Origin of the sequence: Aeromonas sp. S8(2024) (assembly GCF_041403085.1) — a bacterium.
GTDB lineage: Bacteria > Pseudomonadota > Gammaproteobacteria > Enterobacterales > Aeromonadaceae > Aeromonas > Aeromonas dhakensis.
Window position 1 is genome coordinate 152,816 of sequence record NZ_JBGLRF010000004.1, and the last position, 20,853, is coordinate 173,668.

Annotated in this window: 26 protein-coding genes; 15 read left to right on the forward strand and 11 right to left on the reverse strand. The window is 62.6% G+C overall.

The features are described 5' to 3' along the window. Positions 1–218 precede the first annotated feature (218 nt). Genes ACB031_RS13480 through ACB031_RS13490 form a run of 3 tightly spaced genes read left to right on the forward strand, consistent with a single transcriptional unit; the run spans position 219 to position 2,262 of the window. A complete protein-coding gene (locus ACB031_RS13480; RefSeq protein WP_042009128.1) occupies positions 219–830 on the forward strand; it encodes a DUF2975 domain-containing protein in 612 nt (203 codons plus the stop codon). A gap of 7 nt (positions 831–837) precedes the next feature. Next, positions 838–1,047 carry a helix-turn-helix transcriptional regulator gene (locus ACB031_RS13485; protein WP_005304071.1) on the forward strand — a complete coding sequence of 70 codons (210 nt, stop codon included), beginning with the start codon at positions 838–840 and terminating at the stop codon, positions 1,045–1,047. A 6-nt stretch (positions 1,048–1,053) separates the two neighbouring features. After that, positions 1,054–2,262 carry a hypothetical protein gene (locus ACB031_RS13490; protein ID WP_319909785.1) on the forward strand — a complete coding sequence of 403 codons (1,209 nt, stop codon included), beginning with the start codon at positions 1,054–1,056 and terminating at the stop codon, positions 2,260–2,262. A gap of 74 nt (positions 2,263–2,336) precedes the next feature. Here the strand turns inward: ACB031_RS13490 and ACB031_RS13495 are convergent, their stop codons facing one another. Both ACB031_RS13495 and ACB031_RS13500 read right to left on the reverse strand, forming a co-directional pair. Next, positions 2,337–3,491 (reverse strand): 3-phenylpropionate MFS transporter, encoded by a 1,155-nt coding sequence (locus ACB031_RS13495; protein WP_371139756.1) that lies wholly within the window; start codon positions 3,489–3,491, stop codon positions 2,337–2,339. 266 nt (positions 3,492–3,757) lie between these two features. Beyond that, positions 3,758–5,851, reverse strand: a complete 2,094-nt coding sequence (locus ACB031_RS13500; RefSeq protein WP_279700420.1) for a TonB-dependent hemoglobin/transferrin/lactoferrin family receptor — start codon at positions 5,849–5,851, stop codon at positions 3,758–3,760. Between the two features lie 188 nt (positions 5,852–6,039). Here ACB031_RS13500 and ACB031_RS13505 point away from each other — a divergent pair, with 188 nt between their 5' ends. From ACB031_RS13505 to ACB031_RS13515, 3 genes are read left to right on the forward strand one after another with little or no spacing between them, the layout of a single operon-like run. After that, a complete protein-coding gene (locus ACB031_RS13505; protein WP_371139757.1) occupies positions 6,040–7,023 on the forward strand; it encodes a ChaN family lipoprotein in 984 nt (327 codons plus the stop codon). Between the two features lie 60 nt (positions 7,024–7,083). After that, positions 7,084–7,635: a cysteine hydrolase family protein gene (locus tag ACB031_RS13510; protein ID WP_005304086.1), complete on the forward strand. Its 552-nt coding sequence runs from the start codon at positions 7,084–7,086 to the stop codon at positions 7,633–7,635. A 39-nt stretch (positions 7,636–7,674) separates the two neighbouring features. Then, on the forward strand, positions 7,675–8,079 hold the full coding sequence (locus ACB031_RS13515; protein ID WP_005304090.1) for a hypothetical protein: 405 nt from the start codon (positions 7,675–7,677) through the stop codon (positions 8,077–8,079). 71 nt (positions 8,080–8,150) lie between these two features. Here the strand turns inward: ACB031_RS13515 and hutZ are convergent, their stop codons facing one another. After that, a complete protein-coding gene (gene hutZ / locus ACB031_RS13520) occupies positions 8,151–8,708 on the reverse strand; it encodes a heme utilization protein HutZ (RefSeq protein WP_005304092.1) in 558 nt (185 codons plus the stop codon). Continuing rightward, a complete protein-coding gene (hutX, locus tag ACB031_RS13525; RefSeq protein ID WP_005304096.1) occupies positions 8,705–9,217 on the reverse strand; it encodes a heme utilization cystosolic carrier protein HutX in 513 nt (170 codons plus the stop codon). Before hutX ends, hutZ begins: the two co-directional genes overlap by 4 nt. A gap of 168 nt (positions 9,218–9,385) precedes the next feature. Here hutX and ACB031_RS13530 point away from each other — a divergent pair, with 168 nt between their 5' ends. Genes ACB031_RS13530 through ACB031_RS13545 form a run of 4 tightly spaced genes read left to right on the forward strand, consistent with a single transcriptional unit; the run spans position 9,386 to position 12,922 of the window. Next, complete coding sequence (locus ACB031_RS13530) at positions 9,386–10,225, forward strand: hemin ABC transporter substrate-binding protein (protein WP_371139758.1); 840 nt, start codon at positions 9,386–9,388, stop codon at positions 10,223–10,225. Further along, entirely contained in the window at positions 10,222–11,253 is a 1,032-nt protein-coding gene (locus tag ACB031_RS13535; RefSeq protein ID WP_005304101.1) for an iron ABC transporter permease, read from the forward strand. Before ACB031_RS13530 ends, ACB031_RS13535 begins: the two co-directional genes overlap by 4 nt. Positions 11,254–11,267: 14 nt before the next feature. Beyond that, positions 11,268–12,056: a heme ABC transporter ATP-binding protein gene (locus ACB031_RS13540; RefSeq protein ID WP_126882500.1), complete on the forward strand. Its 789-nt coding sequence runs from the start codon at positions 11,268–11,270 to the stop codon at positions 12,054–12,056. Between the two features lie 50 nt (positions 12,057–12,106). Beyond that, entirely contained in the window at positions 12,107–12,922 is an 816-nt protein-coding gene (locus ACB031_RS13545; protein WP_139431513.1) for an ABC transporter substrate-binding protein, read from the forward strand. Here the strand turns inward: ACB031_RS13545 and ACB031_RS13550 are convergent. Continuing rightward, positions 12,910–13,536 (reverse strand): YitT family protein, encoded by a 627-nt coding sequence (locus ACB031_RS13550; protein ID WP_005304112.1) that lies wholly within the window; start codon positions 13,534–13,536, stop codon positions 12,910–12,912. The genes ACB031_RS13545 and ACB031_RS13550 overlap by 13 nt on opposite strands. A 323-nt stretch (positions 13,537–13,859) precedes the next feature. Here ACB031_RS13550 and ACB031_RS13555 point away from each other — a divergent pair, with 323 nt between their 5' ends. From ACB031_RS13555 to ACB031_RS13570, 4 genes are all read left to right on the forward strand, one after another. Beyond that, complete coding sequence (locus ACB031_RS13555) at positions 13,860–14,879, forward strand: NAD-dependent epimerase (protein ID WP_017782096.1); 1,020 nt, start codon at positions 13,860–13,862, stop codon at positions 14,877–14,879. Positions 14,880–15,089: 210 nt separating this feature from the next. After that, the gene (locus tag ACB031_RS13560) at positions 15,090–15,278 is read left to right on the forward strand and encodes a hypothetical protein (protein WP_005304119.1); all 189 of its coding nucleotides are present in this window, start codon (positions 15,090–15,092) and stop codon (positions 15,276–15,278) included. Positions 15,279–15,486: 208 nt separating this feature from the next. Continuing rightward, positions 15,487–16,341: a transglycosylase SLT domain-containing protein gene (locus ACB031_RS13565; protein ID WP_371139759.1), complete on the forward strand. Its 855-nt coding sequence runs from the start codon at positions 15,487–15,489 to the stop codon at positions 16,339–16,341. Between the two features lie 108 nt (positions 16,342–16,449). Further along, positions 16,450–17,280, forward strand: a complete 831-nt coding sequence (locus ACB031_RS13570) for a 5'-methylthioadenosine nucleosidase (RefSeq protein ID WP_371139760.1) — start codon at positions 16,450–16,452, stop codon at positions 17,278–17,280. Between the two features lie 89 nt (positions 17,281–17,369). Here the strand turns inward: ACB031_RS13570 and ACB031_RS13575 are convergent, their stop codons facing one another. From ACB031_RS13575 to ACB031_RS13585, 3 genes are all read right to left on the reverse strand, one after another. After that, positions 17,370–17,879, reverse strand: a complete 510-nt coding sequence (locus ACB031_RS13575; RefSeq protein ID WP_324043799.1) for a YgjV family protein — start codon at positions 17,877–17,879, stop codon at positions 17,370–17,372. 57 nt (positions 17,880–17,936) lie between these two features. Next, complete coding sequence (locus tag ACB031_RS13580; RefSeq protein WP_201970388.1) at positions 17,937–18,512, reverse strand: Crp/Fnr family transcriptional regulator; 576 nt, start codon at positions 18,510–18,512, stop codon at positions 17,937–17,939. Between the two features lie 326 nt (positions 18,513–18,838). After that, complete coding sequence (locus ACB031_RS13585; RefSeq protein WP_371139761.1) at positions 18,839–19,123, reverse strand: hypothetical protein; 285 nt, start codon at positions 19,121–19,123, stop codon at positions 18,839–18,841. Positions 19,124–19,305: 182 nt separating this feature from the next. Between ACB031_RS13585 and ACB031_RS13590 the strand changes: the two genes are divergently transcribed. Continuing rightward, on the forward strand, positions 19,306–19,680 hold the full coding sequence (locus ACB031_RS13590; RefSeq protein ID WP_337076708.1) for a helix-turn-helix transcriptional regulator: 375 nt from the start codon (positions 19,306–19,308) through the stop codon (positions 19,678–19,680). 27 nt (positions 19,681–19,707) lie between these two features. On the opposite strand, the gene ACB031_RS13595 is transcribed toward ACB031_RS13590, so the two are convergent. The 3 genes from ACB031_RS13595 to ACB031_RS13605 are packed head-to-tail and all read right to left on the reverse strand — an operon-like array spanning position 19,708 to position 20,817. Then, positions 19,708–19,890: a hypothetical protein gene (locus tag ACB031_RS13595; protein ID WP_317676483.1), complete on the reverse strand. Its 183-nt coding sequence runs from the start codon at positions 19,888–19,890 to the stop codon at positions 19,708–19,710. 12 nt (positions 19,891–19,902) lie between these two features. Continuing rightward, on the reverse strand, positions 19,903–20,532 hold the full coding sequence (locus tag ACB031_RS13600) for a hypothetical protein (RefSeq protein WP_337076707.1): 630 nt from the start codon (positions 20,530–20,532) through the stop codon (positions 19,903–19,905). 24 nt (positions 20,533–20,556) lie between these two features. Beyond that, positions 20,557–20,817: a hypothetical protein gene (locus tag ACB031_RS13605; RefSeq protein WP_337076706.1), complete on the reverse strand. Its 261-nt coding sequence runs from the start codon at positions 20,815–20,817 to the stop codon at positions 20,557–20,559. Between the last annotated feature and the right edge of the window lie 36 nt (positions 20,818–20,853).

Genomic DNA, 20,853 nt, shown 5'->3' on the forward strand with positions numbered 1-20,853 from the left:
TGTAACCTCTTGTCCGTGTTGAAGATTCAAGCGCAGCAGCAGCCAGTCTAGAGAGCTGCCCGGAAAATGTCATCTCCTTATTGCGACGAGAATTTATCGTTTTTCAATAAAAAACGGTTGAATAAATATCGAAAAACGATAAACATCAGGCTGTGTTTATTGATAAACGATAACTCGGCGCTACGCGTGGCCCACCCTTTCACTCAAAGAGGTAAGCGATGAAACACAACAAGCTCGAACGCATGAGCAGCCTGATCGAATGGATCCTGCTGGCTACTCTGCTGGCCACCCCCGTCCTGACGGTCATGGGGGTCTGGTCACACCTGATCGGTGGCAGCGACTACCTGCAGCAGGAGCTGCAAGAAGCGCTGAATGTGGAAGAGAGTTCGGTGCTCGGCAAGGTGCCCCTGACCACGGAATCGCTCCCGCAGGCCAGCACCCAGCCCGCCGTTGCCGACTATCCCCTCACCCTGGGAACCCGCCTGCTGGGCACCCTGGTGATGCTGCTGCCGGATCTGGTGTTCATGCTGATGCTGTGGCAGTTGCTCCAGCTGTTTCGCGGCTACCGGCAGGCCATGCTGTTCACCTTCAGCCAGATCCGTCGCTACCAGTGGATCGGCCTGCTGCTCTGCGTCAGCTTCGTCACCAAGATCGGCACGACGCCGCTGCTGGACATAGTGCTCACCCTGCCGGGACCCGAGCTGCACGGCAAGATCAACATCAGCTCGTCGGACTTCCAGCTGCTGCTGGCCGGGCTGATCGTCTCGGCACTGGCCCTGGTGATGCGCGAGGCCAAATTGCTGGCCGATGAACAACAACTGACGGTGTGAGGATCCCATGCCCATCATCATCCGACTCGATGCCTTGCTGGCCGAACGCAAGATGACCGCCCGCGAGCTGGCCCTGCGGGTCAACATCACAGAGGCCAACCTCTCCATCCTGAAAAACGGCCATGCCAAGGCGGTTCGCTTCTCCACCCTGGAGGCGATCTGCCGCGAACTGGGCTGCCAGCCCGGGGATCTGCTGGCCTTCGAGGAGGAGCGTTGATCCCCTATGAGTCGCCATCTCACCCTGTGTGCCCTGTGGTTGCTGCCGCTGTGGGCCTGCGCCGCCGATGACACCAGCGGCCCCCGCTACCACATTGAGCAGGGCAGCCGTGCCAATGAGTTGCAGGTACGCCTCACGATGCAGGGCAATCCCCCTTTTACCCTGCTCCCCCCTCGTCAGTTGCCGGGCAGCACCGCGCCGGTTTCACCCAAGCTGGTCTGTCTTGCAGACAGCCAGCCGGTGGCCCTCAACCAGCCCTTCTCCTGCCAAGAGGTCGGCTGGCAGGTAACCCTCACTCCGGCGCCAGCCCTGGGGGCCGATGCCTCGGCCCAGGCATCGCTGCTGTTTGCCCCCAATCGGTGGCTATTGACCGAATGGGGCAATCTGGTGCGCCAGCGAGGGAGTCACCGAGGGGAAGTCTGTCTGCCGGATGGCAGTTGCCAGCCGCTGCCGGACCTCAACCAGCCGCCGCTGATCCTGCCATTTGGTCTGGCCACAGTGCCCGTCACCGAACGGGATCCCAGGCTGCTGCTCAGCCATGACGAGACGGCCAATCAGCTCGATCTGCCGGCCCTGCAGCAACAAATGAACGAGATCATCGACTATCTGGCTTTCCAGCTCGATGTCACCCCGCCCACTTACCCGTGGCGGCTGGTGTGGCTGGGACGGGATGTGGCGACCCGCTCCCTCGGCGGCGCCGCCGGGGATCAGGTGTTTGTCGCCAACTACCCCACCAGGGATGGCAAGCCGACCCCACAGGCGCCACTGCGTCTGCTGCGCACCTCCGCCCACGAGGCGGTGCACATCCTCAGCACCGCGCCACAGCCCACCTGGGTCAACGAGAGCCTTGCCGAGTACCTTGCCATCAAGGCGCTGCGCCGCTTTCGGCTGCATCAGGTCACGGCGGTCAACGAGCTGGCCGAACGGGGCAAGCAGTTGCCCCATGGCGAGAGCGGCCTCTATCGGGCGGCCCGCGAGGTGATGGCAGGGGATCGATCCTATTACCCGCTCTTTTACGTCAAGGGGAGCGCCTTCTGGGAAACCCTGGACAGGGAGCTGCAGCACAATGACGCCACCCTGGCCCGGCTGCTGCCCCAGCTGGGCTGGCTGCCGGATGGTCGCTTTGATACCGCATCCAATGAGCTGCTTGCTGGCACCATAGGCTCGGAGACCTGGCGCCGTCTGAGCCGCCACTATCTTGGCGAAGCGCGGTAACGCCGCACGCCGCAACGAAAAAGGGAGAGCCATGGCTCTCCCTTTTGCTGTGTGATGATTCATACGGGTCCGCATCAGACCGGAGCATGCCCCTGCCCAGACGGCGCAGCTGGGCGCAGGCGCAGCACGAACACCGGCAGTACCACCAGCACCATCAGGAAGAAGATGCTGCCCCCCAGCGGTTCGTAGAGCAGACCGCACAGGGTCATCAGGGCGGCCACCGTCATGCCGAGCCCCAGCGCCGCATAGAGCGCCTGGGTCGGGATCAGCTGCTCGGCCGGCAGCTGGCGGGTCATGAAGCGCACGGCGCCGAGGTGGCTGACGCAGAAGGTGACCGCATGCAGTAGCTGGCCCGCCACCAACACCAGGATCTCGGTGGAGGCTCCAAGCAGGATCCAGCGCACCACGCAGCCCAGCGCCCCCACCAGGAACAGGGTCTGGGCGCCGAAGCGGTTGAGGAAGCGCTTGTCGGCGGCGAACATGCCGATCTCCGCCACCACCCCCAGCGCCCACAGATAGCCGATGGTGGTGCCGCTGTAGCCCGCCGCCTTCCAGTGAATGGCACTGAAGCCGTAGTAGGCGGCGTGACTGCCCTGCAGCAGGGCCGAGATCAGCAGGAAGCGGCGCACCTGAGGAGACTTGAGGGTATCGAGCAGGGAGGCCTTGGCCCGCTCGCCCTGAATGTCCCGCGGCACCGGGCGCAGCGGCAGCCAGCTGAGCAGCAGCATCAGCAGCAGCCCGGCCACCATGGTGTGCAACACCCATTCGCTGCCAAAATTCCCCACCAGGGCCCCAACCAGGGTCGAGGCGACGATGAAGGCAAAGGAGCCGCACAGGCGCACCTTGCCGTAGTCGAGGTGCGCCTGCACCACCATGCGGGTGGCCAGCGCCTCCCCCACCGGCATCAGGGTCGGGTAGATGAAGTTCGCCACCAGGGTCAGTCCCACCAGCCACCAGAGGTTGTGGCTGAGATAAAAGCCGAGGAAGGCCAGCAGACTGAGCAGGCAGAGCAGGCGGGTGACCGGCAGCAGGTGCCCCGCCCCCTTGATCTGCCCCATCACCATCAGGTTGCCGGCAAAGCGGATCGCCATGCCGGCACCGAGCAGCAGGCCTATCATCTCGGCGCTCACCCCGATCCCCTCCAGCCAGAGCGACCAGAACGGCAGATAGGCACCATAGACGAAGTAGAAAGCACCAAAAAACAGGGCTAACCAGGAGAAGGCGGGCATAGATCCTCGGCAAGGGGGAAGATGGGGCACAAATGATAACCGATTTGCCGGTGGGGATCCTGCGATCCCGGGCGGGAAGCCGTGCAGATAATAGTGAAAAACATCAATAAAATTGAACTATTGGCGCAAGACTGGTGTCTATCGAGTAACACCTCCTCCTGGTTAGTGTTGCAATCCTTCCACCCGCCACCGGCGGGTTTCTTTTTGGCCGTTCGCTGGCGCCATGAAAAAGGGGCCCGCAGGCCCCTTGTCGTGATGGGTATTAATCAGAACACGTACTTGACCCGTGCACTCAGGTTGCGACCCGGCTCGGTCTTGTTGCTGGTGCTGGCACTGGCGCTCTGGCCGGTGATGCTCTCGTAGTTGACGTACTCCTTGTCGAACAGGTTGAAGACGCCCACGTTGAACTGCAGATCCTGCACCGGCTTGAACTGGGCATAGATGTCCACCACGCCCCAGCCTGCGCTCTTGATGTTGTCGTTGCCCTTGGCATCCTTGCCCACCTTGCTCATGTCGTCGGCAAAGCGCAGGGCGGTGTTGATGTTCCAGTTGGCCTGCTCCAGTCGTACCCCCAGGGTCCCCTTGAGCGGGCTCAGGCTGTTGATGTAGTTGCCGTCGCCATCCTTGCCCTCGATGTAGGAGAGGTTACCCCAGACGTTGACCAGATCGTTCAGCCAGTAGTCCGCCTTGGCCTCGGCCCCCTTGGTGGTGGCCTTGTCCAGGTTCTGGTACTGGTAGACGGCGGTGCGCCCTTCGGTGCTCACCTGGCCCAGCTCGATGAAGTCGTCGTACTTGTTGTAGAAGGTGGCCACTTCATAGCTGAAGCCGCCGGCGCTGCCGCGCACCCCCAGATCGATGCCGTCGCTGCTCTCGGGTTTGAGGTTGGTGTTGGGCTCGATGCGATAGCCGTACGCCTGATGGTTCAGGGTGGAGAAGGCGTTGTCATACATGGGGGTCTTGTAGCCGTGGCTGTACTGGGCGAACAGGTTGGCCGCCTCGTGCGCCTTGAATACCAGTCCCAGCTTGGGCGAGAACTCCCCTTCGGAGAAGCGTTTGAGGTTCTCGCCCGTGTAGGCGGGATCCTGATCCGGGTTCATCCGGTAGTAGTCATAACGGGCCCCCGGCGTCAGCACCCAGCGCTCGCCGAACTTCAGCTCATCGAACGCCCACAGGGCGCCGTGCTCTGTGGTGGTGGAGGGGAAGCTCAGCTCGCTGTAGCCTTCAAAATCCCCCGCCACGGTCGGCGCCTTGAAGCGGGTCCGCTCGTTGTCGGTGTGCTCATACTCCAGGCCCCAGGCCAGGCGCTGGCTATCCAGCGCCTTGCTGAACTTCACCTGGGCGCCCAGGCTCTTCTGCTCGAAACCGTTGTGATCCAGCGAGTTCTTGGTCACATAGGGGTTGGTCGGCCGCACCGGGTATTTGGAGGAGGCGTACTGATCCATGGTCTGCTTGGTGCGGGCGTAGTAGAGCTTGCTGTCGATGCGATCGACCCAGGGCGCCTGCAGGGCGATGCCGTGATCCAGCACCAGCGACAGGTTGTCGGTATCCTTGTCGGTGATCGGCTGGTTGAAGACAGAGCCCGCCTTGGTGAGGTCGACCGCGTCGGGGTCCTGACCCTCGGTGAAGTAGTCGACGGTCAGCTTGAGGAACTGGCTATCGCTCAGGTTCCACTGGCTCTTGAACAGCACGGCCTGACTGACGATGTCGAACTCGTTCTTGTCGCTGTCGTAGTTCTGGGTCACCCCGCCGTCACGCCAGGTGTAGCGCAGCAGGTTTTCCAGCTCGCCGGTACGCAGGGCACCGGTAAAGCCCGCCATCTTCTGGTGGCTGCTGGAGGCATAGCCGGAGGTGGCGTCCAGATAGCTGTCGCGCCCCTTGAGGAAATCCGCCGCATCCTTGGTGGTGATGGCGATGACGCCACCCAGCGCATCGGAGCCGTAGGCGGCCGAGGCCGGCCCCTTGACCACCTCGACCTGCTTGATCATGTCGGTGTCGAAATAGCTCTGGCCCACGCCGCCGTTCTTGTAGGCGTCGTTCTCGCGCACGCCGTCGCGCACTATCTTGACCCGGTTCTCGCCCATGCCGCGAATGATGAAGGTCTGGGCATCGCCGGCACCGCCGAGGGCGGTGACGCCCGGCTCGTAACGGAACAGGTCGGCGACGTTGCTCACCACCTGCTCTTCAATCTGTTCGGCGGTAATGACCGAGATGGGACCGGAGACATCTTCCAGTTTCTGCTCCATCCGGGAGCCACTGACCACCATGACGTCATCTGCTTTCTTGTCCGCCGCAAAAACCGGGGAAGCGAGGCCGGCCGCCACGGCAAGGGCGACCAGCGATAGGGTGTTGTTATGGGCCACTGCAAATCCTTATTGAGAACTGTTATCAAACAGCAGGCATCTTACTCACCTCTCAACAAAGATCAATAATAAACGGAATCATTCTCATTTTCTTTTGTCATAATTAGGTTCTACACTACGCTCCTCTGTTTTCCCGCCCGCCATGCTGCCATTGTATGGTACAGGCACCTCATTGCTGCGAGACACCCATGACCCGACTTCTGCCCCTGCTCACCCTGCCCCTGCTGCTGGCCGCCTGTGCCACGACGGCCCCCGTCAACGATGCCGGCACCCTCTATCACTATCAGCTCAAGGCCACTCAGGGGGATGCGCTGACCCTGGAGCAGGCCCTGGCCCGGGTGGCGGATGCCGACATAGTGCTGGTGGGCGAGCTGCACACCCACCCGGCGGTGCACCTGCTGCAGGCCAGAATGCTGGCGGGCCTGGCCGACACGGCGCAGGCAGACGGCCGCCCCCTGGTGCTCTCCATGGAGCAGTTCAGCCGCGCCGATCAGCCGGTGCTGGATGCCTACCTGGCCGGTCGCATCGGCGAGGCGGCCCTCATTCGCGACGGCAACGCCTGGCCCAACTACCCGAGCGACTATCGCCCGCTGGTGGAGTTCGCCAAGGCGCACCACCTGCCGATCATCGCCGCCAATGCCCCCAAACCACTGGTGAGCTGTGTCGGCCAGGAGGGGCCGGCCTGGTTGGATCAGCTGCCCGCCAGCCGTCGCAGCCAGCTGGCCCGCACCCTCACCCTCGGCGATGATCCTTATCGCCAGAAATTCATGGCATCGCTCCATCATGGGGATGCCGACGGCAACGCCCGCCGTTTTGCCGCCCAGACCAGCTGGGACGACACCATGGCCGAGAGCATGGTGGATTACCTGCGCAGCCACCCGGGCCGGCGCATCATGCACATCGCCGGCAACTTCCACGTGGAGGGGGGACTGGGGCTGGCCAGCCGCATCGCCAGCCGCAACCCGGCCCTCAAGGTGGCGCTGATCGTGCCTGAGCTGACGGCGCCGCAAGCGGGCAAGGAGCAAGCGGCGGCAGCCGGCCGGGTGGCCGACGTGCGGGTCGGCATCGCCCCCCTGCCGGAACGCTGGCTAAATGCCGATGAAATGAAGCAAGATATGGGCGCACTGCATCAATCCCGCAGTCGTGACTGCAGCCAGTGGCTGCAACCCTGACCTTGCGTCTGAGGAGCCCAGTGGCTGCCACCCTGACAAACAATTGCCCAAGGATTTCATATGGATGTGTTACTGGTCATCGACATGCAACAGGGGCTGTTCACTCAGCCTCGCCATCAGGACGCCCAGGTCATCGCCAATATCAATCGATTGGCCGAGCGCGTGCGGGCAGAACAGGGTCGTGTCATCTATGTGCAGCACGATGCCCCCGGTTCCGAAGTGGATCCCGCCAGTCCGGGCTGGCAGCTGCACGCCGATCTCGCCCCGCAGGGGCATGACAGCCGGGTGCGCAAGACCGCCTGCGACAGCTTTCTCGACACCGAGCTCGGTTTCCTGCTGGCGGAGCAGCCGGTGGACAGGCTGCTCGTCTGCGGCTGTGCCACCGATTTTTGCGTCGACACCACATTGCGCAGCGCCGCCGCCCGCGGTTTTGAGGTGGTGGCGGTGACCGACGCCCACACCACGGCTGACCGGCCCCACCTGAGCGCGGAGCAGATCATCGAGCACCATCACTGGATGTGGCGTCACCTCAGCCTGCCAAAAGGCAGAAGCGTGACCCTGCTCACGACGGATGAGCTGCTCGGCGCCACCCAACCCGAGCCGGCATGTTAATCTGCCCGCTTTGAAGCGATCACCCGATTGGAGTCTTGTGTGCGTCTACTCTCTGCCGTTGCCTTCACGCTGCTGTTACCGGCAATCACCGCCTGCTCGGGCTTGCCGGGGCACCAGCCGGATGGCCCGGCCCCCCTGTTCAGGACCCACATCAACGAGGAGGGGAGCAAGCGCTTCACCTTCGAGGCCGCCCCGCTCGATACCCTGCCCACCCGCCTCCAGAACGATGACGGCAGCAGGCTGAGCAGGAACAAGAGCCTGCTGGAGCGGCGCGAAGCGCTGCAGGATGCCCAGCTCACCCAGGCACTGACCGAACGCAAATACTGCCGCGAAGGCTACATAGTGCTCAGCCAGACTTCCTGGAAGATCCGGGGTGAATGCAACGAGACCGCCACCCGGGCCGACCGCGACGCCTTCCCCAACAAGGCCTCCTGGCAGGATTGAGGGAAAACCGTCCATAAAAAAACGGGCAGCCCCAGGGCTGCCCGTTTTGTCATCTTGGCGATCCGTGCGGCTCAGACCGGTGCATCGGCCGGGCTGGTCAGCTCGGCGCCATTGTCGATGCGCTTGTGCCCTTCCACCAGGTGGACGAAGTCCACCAGCTCGTCGCCGGAGACTCGGAACGCCTGGCCGAAGCCCTTGACGAACAGCCCCTGCTCGGGCTTGAGACGAAACAGCACGAAGTCCTTGAGATTGGAGAGCCCTTTGACTATCTCGCCAAAGCGCCCTTCCAGCGCCGCCACGGCCTTCTCCCAGCGCACGTCGTCGCGGGCCACCACTTCGGCCAGCGCATCGAAGGTGAGGCGTTTGCGGGCAAACAGCTCGCGGGCCCCGTTCTCGTCCTCGATCAGCATCAGCGACACCTTGGGTACCTGTTGCAGGTTGCGGGCGTGGCGGGCGATCTCGGAGATGAGCACATAGTAGCCATCTTCCTGCAGCACGAAGGGGGCATAGCTGGCATTGGGGTTGCCTTCACTGTCCACCGTCGCCAGCTGCAGGGTGCGGCAACCGTCGCGAAACTCGCGGATCTCCGGTTGCAGGCGGTTCTGCAGACGCTCCTGACGTTCACTCATGCTTTGACTTCCTCTTGATACTGGTGGCGCAGGGCCATGAAGCGTTCCACCTGGGCCGGCAGCAGCTGACGCTGCTCGTCACGCCCCAGATAGACCTTGAAAATGCAGCGACCGCTGTGGCCGAAGAACTGGAAGGAGTGCCCCTCCTTGCCCATGAACAGCTTGCTGACCAGAGCAATACCGACCACGTTGTCGAGCTTGAGGTGGCCGTGCATCTCGCCGTCACGCCCCATCAGGTTGTAGTAGCCACGGGCGCTCTTGCCGCGGGGGAAGGGGGCCTTCACCTCGAAGATGGAGCCGTCGGATTCGACGATGGTGGTCACCTGGCCCCAGTCGGCCAGATCCGCCAGCAGGGCTTCTGCCTGCTCGGCGGGCACCAGGGTAACCAGCTCGGCCGGCAGGTGGCGCACCACCTCCCATTCGCTGACGGCCAGCTCGGCGGCGATGGTGGACGGGTGAGCGCCGGGATCTTGTGCCAGCAGCCCATGAATGCGTTGTGCAATGCTCATCGGTTCTCCCTTGGGATGCCTGCGGCATCCCTGTTCTGTCATGGCGGATACTGTAATGAAGGCCCCAAACCAATGCAATTGATAATCGCTTTCATTCTCAGTGCATTTTTTTCGACGGCTTGATATTCTCGGCGGCAATCCCACTTCATTCACCCTTCGGAGGTTAGCATGGGCCGTCGTTTTGCCCTCGCACTCAGCCTGCTCGGCTGCTCAGCCCTGTCCCTGCCCACTCTGGCGCAGGAGCGTATCGTCAGCATAGGCCCGGCCACCACTGAACTCATTCTGGCACTCGGGGGCGAGCAGAGCCTCATCGCCACCGACATCAGCAGCCCGGAGCCGAAGAACCTGCCGCGGGTTGGCTATCACCGCGCCCTCGCCGCCGAAGGGATCCTGAGCTTGGCGCCGACCCGGCTGGTCGGCAGCGACGAGATGGGACCGCCGCCCGCCCTGGAGCAGCTGCGCCGGGCCGGGGTCGCGGTGGACGTGCTGCCCACCGCCCCCACCCTCGCCAACCTCAATCAGCGCATCGATACCCTGGCCTCCCTGCTCAAGGACCCGGCCGCCGGCACCCGTCTGAAGGCCGAGATCCAAACCCAGAGCGAGCAGCTGGCCACCCAGGCCAAGCAGAACAAGCCGCTCAAGGTGGTCTTCCTGCTATTGCACAAGGGCCAGCCCACCAGCATCGCCGGCGGCAACACCACCGCCAGCGCCCTGCTCACCCTGGCCGGCGGCGTCAACCCGGTGGCCCAGCTGCAAGACTACAAGCCCGTCTCCACCGAATCCCTGATTGAGCTGCAGCCCGATCTGGTGCTGGTGAGCGGCCGTGACTGGCAGCAGTATCAGGATCCTGAAACCGTGCTGAGCCAGGTGCCCGCCCTTTCCGCCACCCCGGCCGGCAAGAACAGGGCCATCCACGCCATCGACGGTCACGCCCTGCAAGGGGGGCTCAGCCTCACCTCGCTGCAGCAGGCCAGCCAGATCGCCAAGTGGATCAAGCTGGGTTCATGATGCGTCTGCCACTGCCCTGGCTGCTGTGCCTCACCGGCGGCGCACTGGCGCTGTTGCTGGTCGGGTCGCTGGCCACCGGCCCCATGGCCCTCTCCTTTGGTGAGAGCCTGCGCGCCCTGTTCGCCGGCCAAGGGAGCGGGATTGAGGCCCACAAACTGCTGATCGTGCAGGAGATCCGCCTGCCACGCACCCTGCTCTGCATCGCCGTGGGGGGGATTCTCGGCCTCTGCGGCGCCGTGATGCAGGGGCTGTTTCGCAACCCCCTGGCCGATCCTGGCATCATCGGGGTCTCCGGCGGGGCGGCGCTCGGCGCGGCGCTGGCCATCGTGCTGCTGGCCCCCCTCGGCCAGCAGTGGCAGAGCCTGCTCGGCATCGGCCTGCTGCCCCTGCTCGCCTTCCTCGGCGGCGCGCTGACCACCACCCTCGTCTATCTGCTCGGCACCCGCGAAGGGGGCACCTCGGTCACCGTCATGCTGCTGGCCGGGGTGGCCGTCACTGCCTTGTCCGGCGCCGTGATCGGCCTGCTCACCTATCTCGCCGACGATCAGATGCTGCGCAACCTGAGCCTGTGGCAGATGGGGTCGCTGGCGGCAGGCAAGCCGGTGGACGTGGCGCTGGCGCTGCTGACCCTGGTTGCCCTGCTCATTCTGTTCATGCGCGATGCCAACCCCCTCAACGCCCTGCTGCTGGGTGAAGGGGAGGCCCGCCACCTCGGCATCCAGGTGCAGTCCCTCAAACGGCGGCTGATCCTGCTCACTGCCGCCGGGGTCGGCGTGGCGGTGGCGGTGGCCGGCATGATCGGTTTCGTCGGCCTGGTGGTGCCCCATCTGGTGCGACTGCTGGCCGGCCCCAACCACGTCCGGCTGCTGCCGCTCTCCGCCCTGCTCGGGGCCGCCCTGCTGCTGGGCGCCGACATGCTGGCCCGCACCCTGCTGGCACCGGCCGAGATGCCGGTCGGCATCATCACCGCCCTGCTGGGCGCCCCCTTCTTCATCTGGCTGCTGGTCAAGGGCCGCCGCACCCTTTAACCGGAGGACTCATCTTGTCAACTTCGTCGACCCTGCTGCACTGTCGCCAGCTCAGCCTCAGCCGGGGCGGCCGCCCCATCCTGGACAGGCTAGATCTCAGCCTGCAGGCGGGCAGCCTCACCGCCCTGCTCGGCCCCAACGGCGCCGGCAAGAGCTCGCTGCTCAAGTGCCTCACCGGCGAGCTGGAACATGAGGGGGAGATAGATCTGTTTGGCCGGGAGCGGCGGGAGTGGGCCGGCAACGAGCTGGCCCACCGTGTAGGCGTGTTGCCGCAGAGCTCGTCCCTGAATTTCCCCTTCCTGTGCGAAGAGGTGGTGGCCATGGGCCGGCTGCCCCACAGCGAGCCGACCAGCCGGCGCGACGAGATAGTGCGGGCCGCCATGACCCATGCCGGGGTGGATCATCTGGCCGGCCGCCTCTATCCCGGTCTCTCCGGCGGGGAGCGCCAGCGGGTGCAGTTCGCCCGGGTGCTGGCCCAGATCTGGCAGGCCCCGGAGGAACCGCAACAAGCGCGGCTGCTGCTGCTGGACGAGCCCACCTCGGCGCTCGATCTCAAGTATCAGCACCAGCTGCTCACCATGGCGCGCGCCCTCGCCGCCCGTCATACCGCCGTGCTGGTGGTGCTGCACGACCTCAATCTGGCGGCCCGTTACGCCGACCGGCTGGTGATGCTGGAGCAGGGCAGAGTGATGGCCGACGGCACCCCGCGCGAGGTGCTGACGCCAGATCTCATCGACCGGCTCTACGACTACCCGGCCCGGGTGGTCACAGACCCGCAGGGGATGTATACCGTCGTCCTGTAGGGCGATTTCTCGCTCATACTGCAAGGGTGTCAATCACGGATGCTTGCCCCATGCCTGCTCGTCTGCTGTTGCTCTGGCTCCTCTCCCCTCTCTGTGTTGCCGCCCCCCTGCGTCTGGTCGTCCAGGAGTTTGCCCCCTACAGCTTCATGGGCAGTGACAACCAGCCGACCGGCGCCATGGTGGACATGGTGAAAGAGGCGTGCAGCTACTGGCCTGAAGGATGCCAGATCACGCTGCGCCCCAATCTGCGGGCCAGAAAGGAGCTGGATCTGGGGGAAGTGGACGGCATGTTTCCGCTCGCCTGGAGCGATGCCAGGGCAAAGACGCTGAGCTACTCGGTACCGCTGTGCAAGGCGAGCTGGGGCATCTTTGCCCACGTCGATGAAATTGACGCGCCGCTGACTCTGGCTCGCCTTGGTCACGCACGGATCGGGGTGACCAGAGGCTCCTTCAGCGAGACCTTGCTGCGCCAGCTTGACGACACCCTGCACCAGCAGGGGATCTCCCCGATGCAGCTGGAACTCAACGTCAACGATGATTATGCGAACCTGCTCAAGATAGAGCGACAGGGGCGCTACAACCTCTACTTCTCCAACCTGGATGTGGCCCTCTATCGACTCAACCTCAGTGGCGCCTCGAAGATCAGGCTATGGCAGAAGAGTCACGAGGCGAACTACTACATCGCCTTCAACCGCCAACGCATGAGCGAGGCGCAGCTGGCAGCCTTCAACCAGATCCTGACCCGGCTGGAAGCCCAGGGCAATCTGCTGCGGCACAGGGTGCACTGGGGTCTCTCCTCACCGCTGCCCGATCATCGGCTGCACACCCTTTTTCCACCCGGTTCACAGAGGCCTCACGCCAACTGATAGCGACCCGGCTTGTGGTTGAGTGTCAACACCAGGTTACAGATGATGGCCGCCACCACGGAGAGGGCCAGGATCCAGGGCTGCACCACGAAGAAAGAGGCGATGACGATGGTGCAATCCAGCCCCATTTGCAGCTTGCCGGCGCGGATGCCGAAGCGATCCTGGATAAACAGCGCCAGGATGTTGAAGCCGCCCAGGCTCGATTTGTGGCGAAACATGATGAGCAGCCCCATGCCGATCAGGGTGCCACCGATGAGCGCCGCATAGACCGGCTCAATCTTGCCTATCTGCAGCACGGCATTGAGGTGATCCGTCATGAAGGAGACGGTCGCCACCGAGACGAAGGTGTTGAGGGTGAAGCGCGGCCCCATCCTGAGCCAGGCCAGGGCATAGAAGGGCAGGTTCATGCCGAAGAACAGCAGGCCGAAGCTCAGCCCGGTCACCTGCTGCAGCAGCAGTGCCAGCCCGGCGGTACCGCCGGTGAGCAGGCCCACCTGATGAAACAGAAAGATGCCGAGGGAGACGAAGCCGGCGGCGGTCAGCAGGGCGATGATGTCTTCATAGAGGGGGTGCGCAGTACGAGCGGACTGCGCCGAGACGGGGGTGTTGTCCATAACCGGTATCCAATAGCGAAGTAAAAGAGTGTCTGTTGCCCGCAGGGCGGGCGCGAGCCCTGTCCACAGGGCTTCGTTATGGGATTCAGTCTATTTTTTGCGACCATGATCACAATAGTCACCGCCCACGCCCCGTTTTGGTGCCTGTCATTCTCCATTGACAGCCGCTGCACCAAGATGCAGCATGCCGCGCCTGAGCCGCCCCCACCTTGACGAAAAGGGCGGTTTGCCATGGCACAGACGCGCCGGTTCTGCTACAACGCGCGCAGCCCCAATACCAGCACCACCATCAGGAGCCCCATGATCTGCACAGGACCCCAGCCATGAAGTATCTGGTCACCGGCGCCGCCGGTTTTATCGGTTTTCACGTCGCCAGACGGCTGTGCGAGGCGGGTCATCAGGTGGTGGGGCTGGACAACCTCAACGACTACTACGAGGTGAGCCTCAAAGAGGCTCGCCTGGCGATGCTGACCCCCTTCCCCCACTTTCGCTTCGTAGAGGGCGAGCTGGCGGACCGGGCCGGCATGGCCGCCCTGTTTGCCGAGGGACAGTTCGAGCGGGTGATCCACCTGGGTGCCCAGGCGGGGGTGCGCCACTCGCTGGAAAACCCCTTTGCCTACAGCGAGAGCAACCTCACCGGCATGCTGACGGTGCTGGAGGGGTGCCGCCAGCACGACATCCGGCATCTGATCTACGCCTCCTCCAGCTCGGTTTACGGCATGGGTGAACAGCTGCCGTTCAGTGCCGATCAGCAGGTGGACCACCCGGTCTCCCTCTATGCCGCCACCAAGAAGAGCGGCGAGCTGATGGCCCACGCCTACTCGGCGCTCTACGGCCTGCCCACCACAGGGCTGCGCTTCTTCACCGTCTACGGCCCCTGGGGCCGGCCCGACATGGCCATCGCCAGGTTCACCCGCGCCATCCTGGCGGGCGAGCCCATCGACGTCTACAACCAGGGCGATCTCAGCCGCGACTTCACCTTCATCGACGACATCGTCGAGGGGATCCTCGCCGTCGCCGAGCTGCCACCCCGCCCCAACCCTCACTGGCACGCCGGCGAACAGAGCCCGGCCGAGAGCGCCGCCCCCTACCGCATCCTCAACATCGGTCATGGCCAGCCGGTGCGGCTACTCGACTTCATCGAGGCGCTGGAACAGGCGCTGGACAAGCCCGCCATCAAGCGGATGCTGCCGATGCAGGCGGGCGACATGCACGCCACCTGGGCCGACAGCGAGCCCCTTCACACCCTCACCGGCCTGCGCCCCGCCACCTCCATCGAGGAAGGGGTCGCCGCCTTCGTGCGCTGGTATCTCGACTACTACCAACCCGCTGAGCTGGAGTAGCCATCCCGACCGGACACTGGGTGCGCCCTGCTACGGCCGGCTGAAAATTGTTTGATGAGTTAATGGAATGGCGCCGCACCACCTCCCCCCTTAGGATGGGGATGTGAGGCGGATGGCGGTTTGCCGGGCACCGGCTGGGGTATACTGGCCGCACTTGGTGCCACACGGGCACGCATCCGCCCCCTCACCATGATGAGAAGGAGTCACCTCATGATCCGTATTCTGCTGTTGCTGGGCGCCGCCCTGTCTGCCTACGGACTGCAACAGAGCCATACCCTGATGCCGCTGCTGAGCCTGCTCGGCCTGCTCTCGCTCTGGGTGGCGAGCGAAATTCGCCTGATGTATCGCCAGCTGCCCGCCGCCGAGCCGGACGAGCAGCCCTATCACCTCGACGTCTGAGGGGGCCAGGGACAACTGATTTAGCCACCTCTTTATCGCCACCGACCACCTGGATGCACGGCCAGCCCCTGATAGGACTGCATCGGTCATTGGTTCCATACCGTTTTGATCTCTGGATACCCGGATCCATAACAACAGGATCCACTGGATTAATGGCAGAACGGGCCATGTTCCCCTATATCTTCTGTACCCCAACAGGAGAGAATCCATGTCGAGCCTCAGCGAAAACAGGCTGTTTTTGCTGCTTTTTTTATCGCTGTTGCTGGCCGGTAACGTGCAGGCAGCGGCGCAAAGCAGGGATTTCAGACAGGCACCCAAGGCGCTCAGCGCACTGAAGCAAGGTCAGCAGGCACAGAGTCAGGGCAACCTGACCCAGGCCATCCACTTCTACTGCGCCGCCGCCACCACGGGTAACCCGGAAGGGTATTTTCGCATCGGCCGCCTGCTCGCCACCGGCCCGGGCTCGGTTCGCAACCCCCGCATGGCCAACGCCTACCTGGCCATGGCGATCCGTCTTGGCAACCAGCAGGCCATCCGTTACTACAACAGTCGGGTCGGCAATGCCGTGATGGGGGAGCAGTGCGGCAGCGGCGTCGGCGGATCCGGCGGTTACTTCGCCGCCATCCCCACCACCCCTTTCAATCTGGAGGCCTATCTGGCCCGCCAGTCGCCCGCCAAGCAGAAGCTGGCCAACATGCTGCGCCACGCCGCCAAGCGCCACCACATCGACGAGCGGCTGGTACTGGCCATCGCCATCGCCGAATCCAACCTCGACAGCCGCGCCGTCTCCCCCAAGAATGCCCAGGGGCTGATGCAGCTCATTCCCGAGACCCAGCAGCGCTTCGGGGTGACCCGCCCCTTCGATCCGGAGCAGAACATCAAGGGGGGCGTGGCCTATCTCAAGTGGCTGCACACCCATTTCGATGGCAACTGGACCCTGATGTCGGCGGCCTACAACGCCGGCGAAAAATCGGTGGAGCAGTATGGTGGCATCCCCCCCTATCAGGAGACCCAGCAATATGTGCGGCGGGTGCTCTACTTCGCCGGCCACAAGCAGCCCTGAGCCCGACTCCCTGCCGGCCTGCTATTGACAAAAACCACTCCCTCATTTGCGCAATCGTTTGCCTTTCGATAGGATCCGGCGCTTTCTCGCACGTTCTACAGGTAATCCATGAATTTCATCAAACGCTGCTCGCGCCTGCTCACCCTGTTTGCCCTCTTCTCCTCCGCCGTCGTGGTGGCCAATCCGGCCCCCATCCTGATCCAGGGGGCAATGGACGTCGAAGTCGAGACCCTGGTGGCCGCCCTCAAGGAGAAGCAGGAGCTGACCGTGGGCACCTGGACCTACTGGCAGGGCACCCTCTCGGGTTATCCGGTGGTCATCTCCCGCACCGAGGTGGGACTGGCCAATGCCGCCGCGGCCACCACCCTCGCCATGGAGCGCTTCCGGCCGCGCCTCGTCATCAACCAGGGCACGGCGGGCGGCCACGATCCGGCGCTGCACCGGGGCGACATCGTCATCGGCACCAGGAGCTTCAACATGGGGGCCTACCGCAGTGACCTGACCCCCGCCGAGCAGGGCGTCGATCCGAGCAAATGGCACAACTTCGAGGTCACCATGCGCCTGCGCGACAACGGCAAGCTGGTGGAACACACCGCCTTTGCCGGCGATCCCGAGCTGGTCGGCCGCGCCCTCGGCATGGCTGACGGTTATCGGCACGGTCGGGTGGTTCCCGGCATCATAGGCACCGCCGACGAGTGGAACCGCCAGGTCGCCCGCATCAACTGGCTGCACCAGACCTACCAGACCGCCGCGGAAGAGATGGAAACCTCCTCCGCCGCCCTGGTGGCGGAGGCCTACAAGGTCCCCTTCGTCGGCATCCGGGTGCTCTCCAACAGCGATCTGCACGGCGAGGAGTTCGATCCGCAAACCGCCATCCACTGCCAGCAGTTCGTCATCGACTACGCAAAGGCGCTCATCAACGGCTTCAACAAAGCCTGACATGCCAGAGAGGCCGCCACAGTGGCGGCCTCTTTGCCCTACAACACCCATTCTGCGGCATTACCCGCTTTTTTCTCGGCAGACTGACCTCAGCCGGCAGGTAACACCTTGCGCCCATAGTGGCGGTAGTAGCCCACCAGATTACTGACCAGAAACAGCCCCTCCATCAGCGCCGCCACGGGCGACCCCACCAGCAGGTTGTTGACCAGCCAGCAGAGGGTGCCCAGCAGCATCCAGCGCCGCAGCAGGCGATCATCCGGGCAAAACGCAGCCCGGGTCTGCAGCAGACTGGCCAGCAACCCCAGCAGGGCGAGCGGCCCCTGATAGGTGGCGAGCACCGCGAGGCAGGACAATCCCATAAAAAGCCACATCAATTCGCTGCGCACCCACCAGATGCCGACAAGAAAACGCACGCAGGCCAGCAGCAACAGAGTCGCGGCAGACCACTGTCCCAGCAGCGCGAAATGGGCGCCATTGAGGGCGCAGGAGAGCGCCAGGCAGGCCAGAATGGCCCGGCGCGCCCGCAGCTGAAACGACAGCAGATCCAGCAGCAGCGCCAGGCTCACCACCAGTTGTGACCACAAAAACAGCGACATCATCCCCACTCCAGGCTTGTTCGAGGGGCCCAGCATGGCGGGGATGGGCGAGGCGCGGCATTAACCCGTGTTAATGCGCCGGCGGATCCGCGACAGGGTGACCGGGCTGATGCCGATGTAGTTGGCGAGCTGCACCTGGGTGAGCCGCGCCGGCCAGTGGGGGAAGGTGCGGCAGAGCTCCCGGTAGCGCTCCTCGGGGGAGTGGAGCAGCAAGAAGGCCTCCTTGCGCTCCTTGTAGCAGAGCTGCTGGCGCAGCAGGGCCATGCAGACCGGCTGCCAGGCGGGCTCGTCCAGCAGGGCGAGCGGCACCCGCACCAGTTGCAGCGCCGTGACGGCCTCCAGCTGGTAGCGGGCAGGCGACCCGGTGAGCCAGCTGTCGTAAAGCAGACAGAGCTCCCCTTCGAAGTAGAACTCCTTGCAGCGCTCCTGCCCGTCCCGGGCGTAGTGGCAGGCACGGGTGATGCCCCGCTCGAGGTAGAAAGCCGACTCCTGCATCGCCCCCTGGGCCAGCAGCGGCTGACCCGGCTCCAAGGTCAAACGGGGCAGGTGGCCGGCAAGCGGCTCACCGATGGCGGGTGCCAGCCCCATGGCGGCGAGGGTGGCCGCCAGAGGCGGGGCTGAAGGCTGGCTGGTCATGCAAACTCCGGGGCAAACAGGGCCTTCATCATGCCAAGTTTGGCAGCCCGTTGCAGCAGGCTGTGATGGCCCCGGCAAAGGGGATGGCCGACCGGGTGCCACCTTTGCCCCCCCTCGCCCATTGGTTTACAATCGACGGGTTTTTTGGAACCCGGTTGGCGACCCGCCGACCTGGCCCCACCACGACATCAGTCTGTTAGTGCCAAGACATTAACCTGCTGAAAAGGAAGAGAATTAGCCAATGGCTCAATTTATTTACACAATGAACCATTGGATTTACTGAAAAGCCGCGCAGAGCCTCAAAGAGCCAATAAAAGCTTATAAAATCACATGGTTAAGATTATCACATCTTGGCTGATTGCAGCTTTACATAGCTCTTTTTTTGGCCCCATTTTGGCCCCAAACGCTGAATTCCCACATCTTTTGGCCCCAGGATGGCCCCAAGCCGGCAGCTGATTTCTTGGGGAGATCATGATGATTGTTGCAGTCGGAAGGGCCAACTCTTGGCGGTAACCAACGGCAACATCGAGCATCTCTTTCTCATCATTGGCTTCGGCCGGGAACGGGCCGCAGCATGTGGTACCAATCCTAAAGTACACGTCAAACTCCATCTCTTATGTTCCCTCAATTGCAGATAGATAAATCAGTATCTGGTAAGACCTGCTGAAATCTACAGCTGCATTTGCGGCAAAGATATGGTCAGGCTGCTACGTTATTTCATACATGAAAAACCTGTCAGATCTGACAGGGTCACAAACGAGCACGGGCAACGTTGTAACTCGGGAGTTGCCCAATGAAGAACAGAAGAAAGGCCTATTTGACTGCAGCAGAACAGGGTTATGTTGCCGCCTCAAAGCGCTACTTGGCTGCCATTCTTGCTGAAAAGGGTGTGAGCGAGTCGCAGCTGGAGGAGATGACCGGGATCCCGGTATCAACCCTGAGCCGCTGGTTATCGCAGGAGAGGGGGGAGTTCATGACGCTGGCTGATGCCGCGTTGATCTGCCGAGCTATTGGGATCGATGTGCAGGCCATGCTGCCACCGGCAACCTGGGGCTGCTCACATCCAGAGAGCTCAACGATTGTGGTGTTTTTGATGGGGGTACCGCTGCCGCACTTGAAGTGGTTGGCAGAGACCTATGAGAAAGGATTGGCAGTCATGAGCAAGTAAGCACATGACTGCATTATAGTGCTTCAGTTAATGAGGATCTTGAAGTGCTGGATATCCATTCTCATCTGCAACCAAAATAGCTGAGTTTTGCCCTTTTACGAGTCGCAAGCGCTCTTCATTGGTTATCTCTTTTGCATCACTTGGTATTTCTTCAATGGAGTGGATCGCCGTATCATAAAACCCCATTGTTGAGGCTGAAAAAAATATCATTCATGTCTCCCACTACGCCCCAATGGCGATCCAGTTGGTAGAATAGGTGCCACTAGAACGGCAAACCAGTCTGGTCCTTTCCTTTTTACAGGCTACATATCCTACGTTGCCAGACTCTGCTGTGTAATCACATGACACTGTGGCTCCCCAACAGGCTGTTGGAAATGCTATCGGGAAGGAAATGCCAAAGTCATAAGTTGAAGCACCTATCCCAACCCCCCACTGAATAATCACCCCACCCATCCATGTTGGCAGGCATATATAACCAACAGAGCCAAGCATCATTGATATACCAGCCCTCAGTTTCTTGGGAGTGATTGCAACATCATCGGCTACACCGGCGTTTGTTTGTGACTGGTTAGCAATTTTAATTACGCCATTTACTGTTTCAGTGGCAAGCATTCCTGCCGAGCGAATGATGGACTTTATGGCTGTGACGAGCTGATTATTCTTACTTTTATTCAGAGTTGCTCCGCTGTCGCTGTCTTCAATGACCGCAGCAATTTCCTCCTGAATGGAGTCCAAGAATGTTGCGCTAACCTGGGTTGCTTGTGTGCCGGTCTGCGGGTCACCCTGGGTGAAACCGTCTTTGCCGGCCCCGAACTTGTCTTTCTGACGTGATGAAGTGTCAATACGGTGCATGGAATGCTCCCATTATTTTGTTGACTATGCCCACTTACGGATTGGTGTCTCTGGGTAAGTGCGAAGCACATCGAGTGCCGCGACCAGCGCCGGTGATGTTGTGCGCACATTGACGTGGTAACCAAGAATCCTTTCAAACACCGGTACCGACTCCCCATCAATCAGGGTTACTTCACCAGTTGGGCGGTAAATATCCCCAATCACATCGATGGCCGACGATGCTTCGTAGAACACTCCCGTTTCGGCGTCATGGCTAAAACCCGCGGCCAGAAGTGCGCTGGCCATGGTGGATTCGTCAGTGGCTCGCAGGTATAGGTCTGT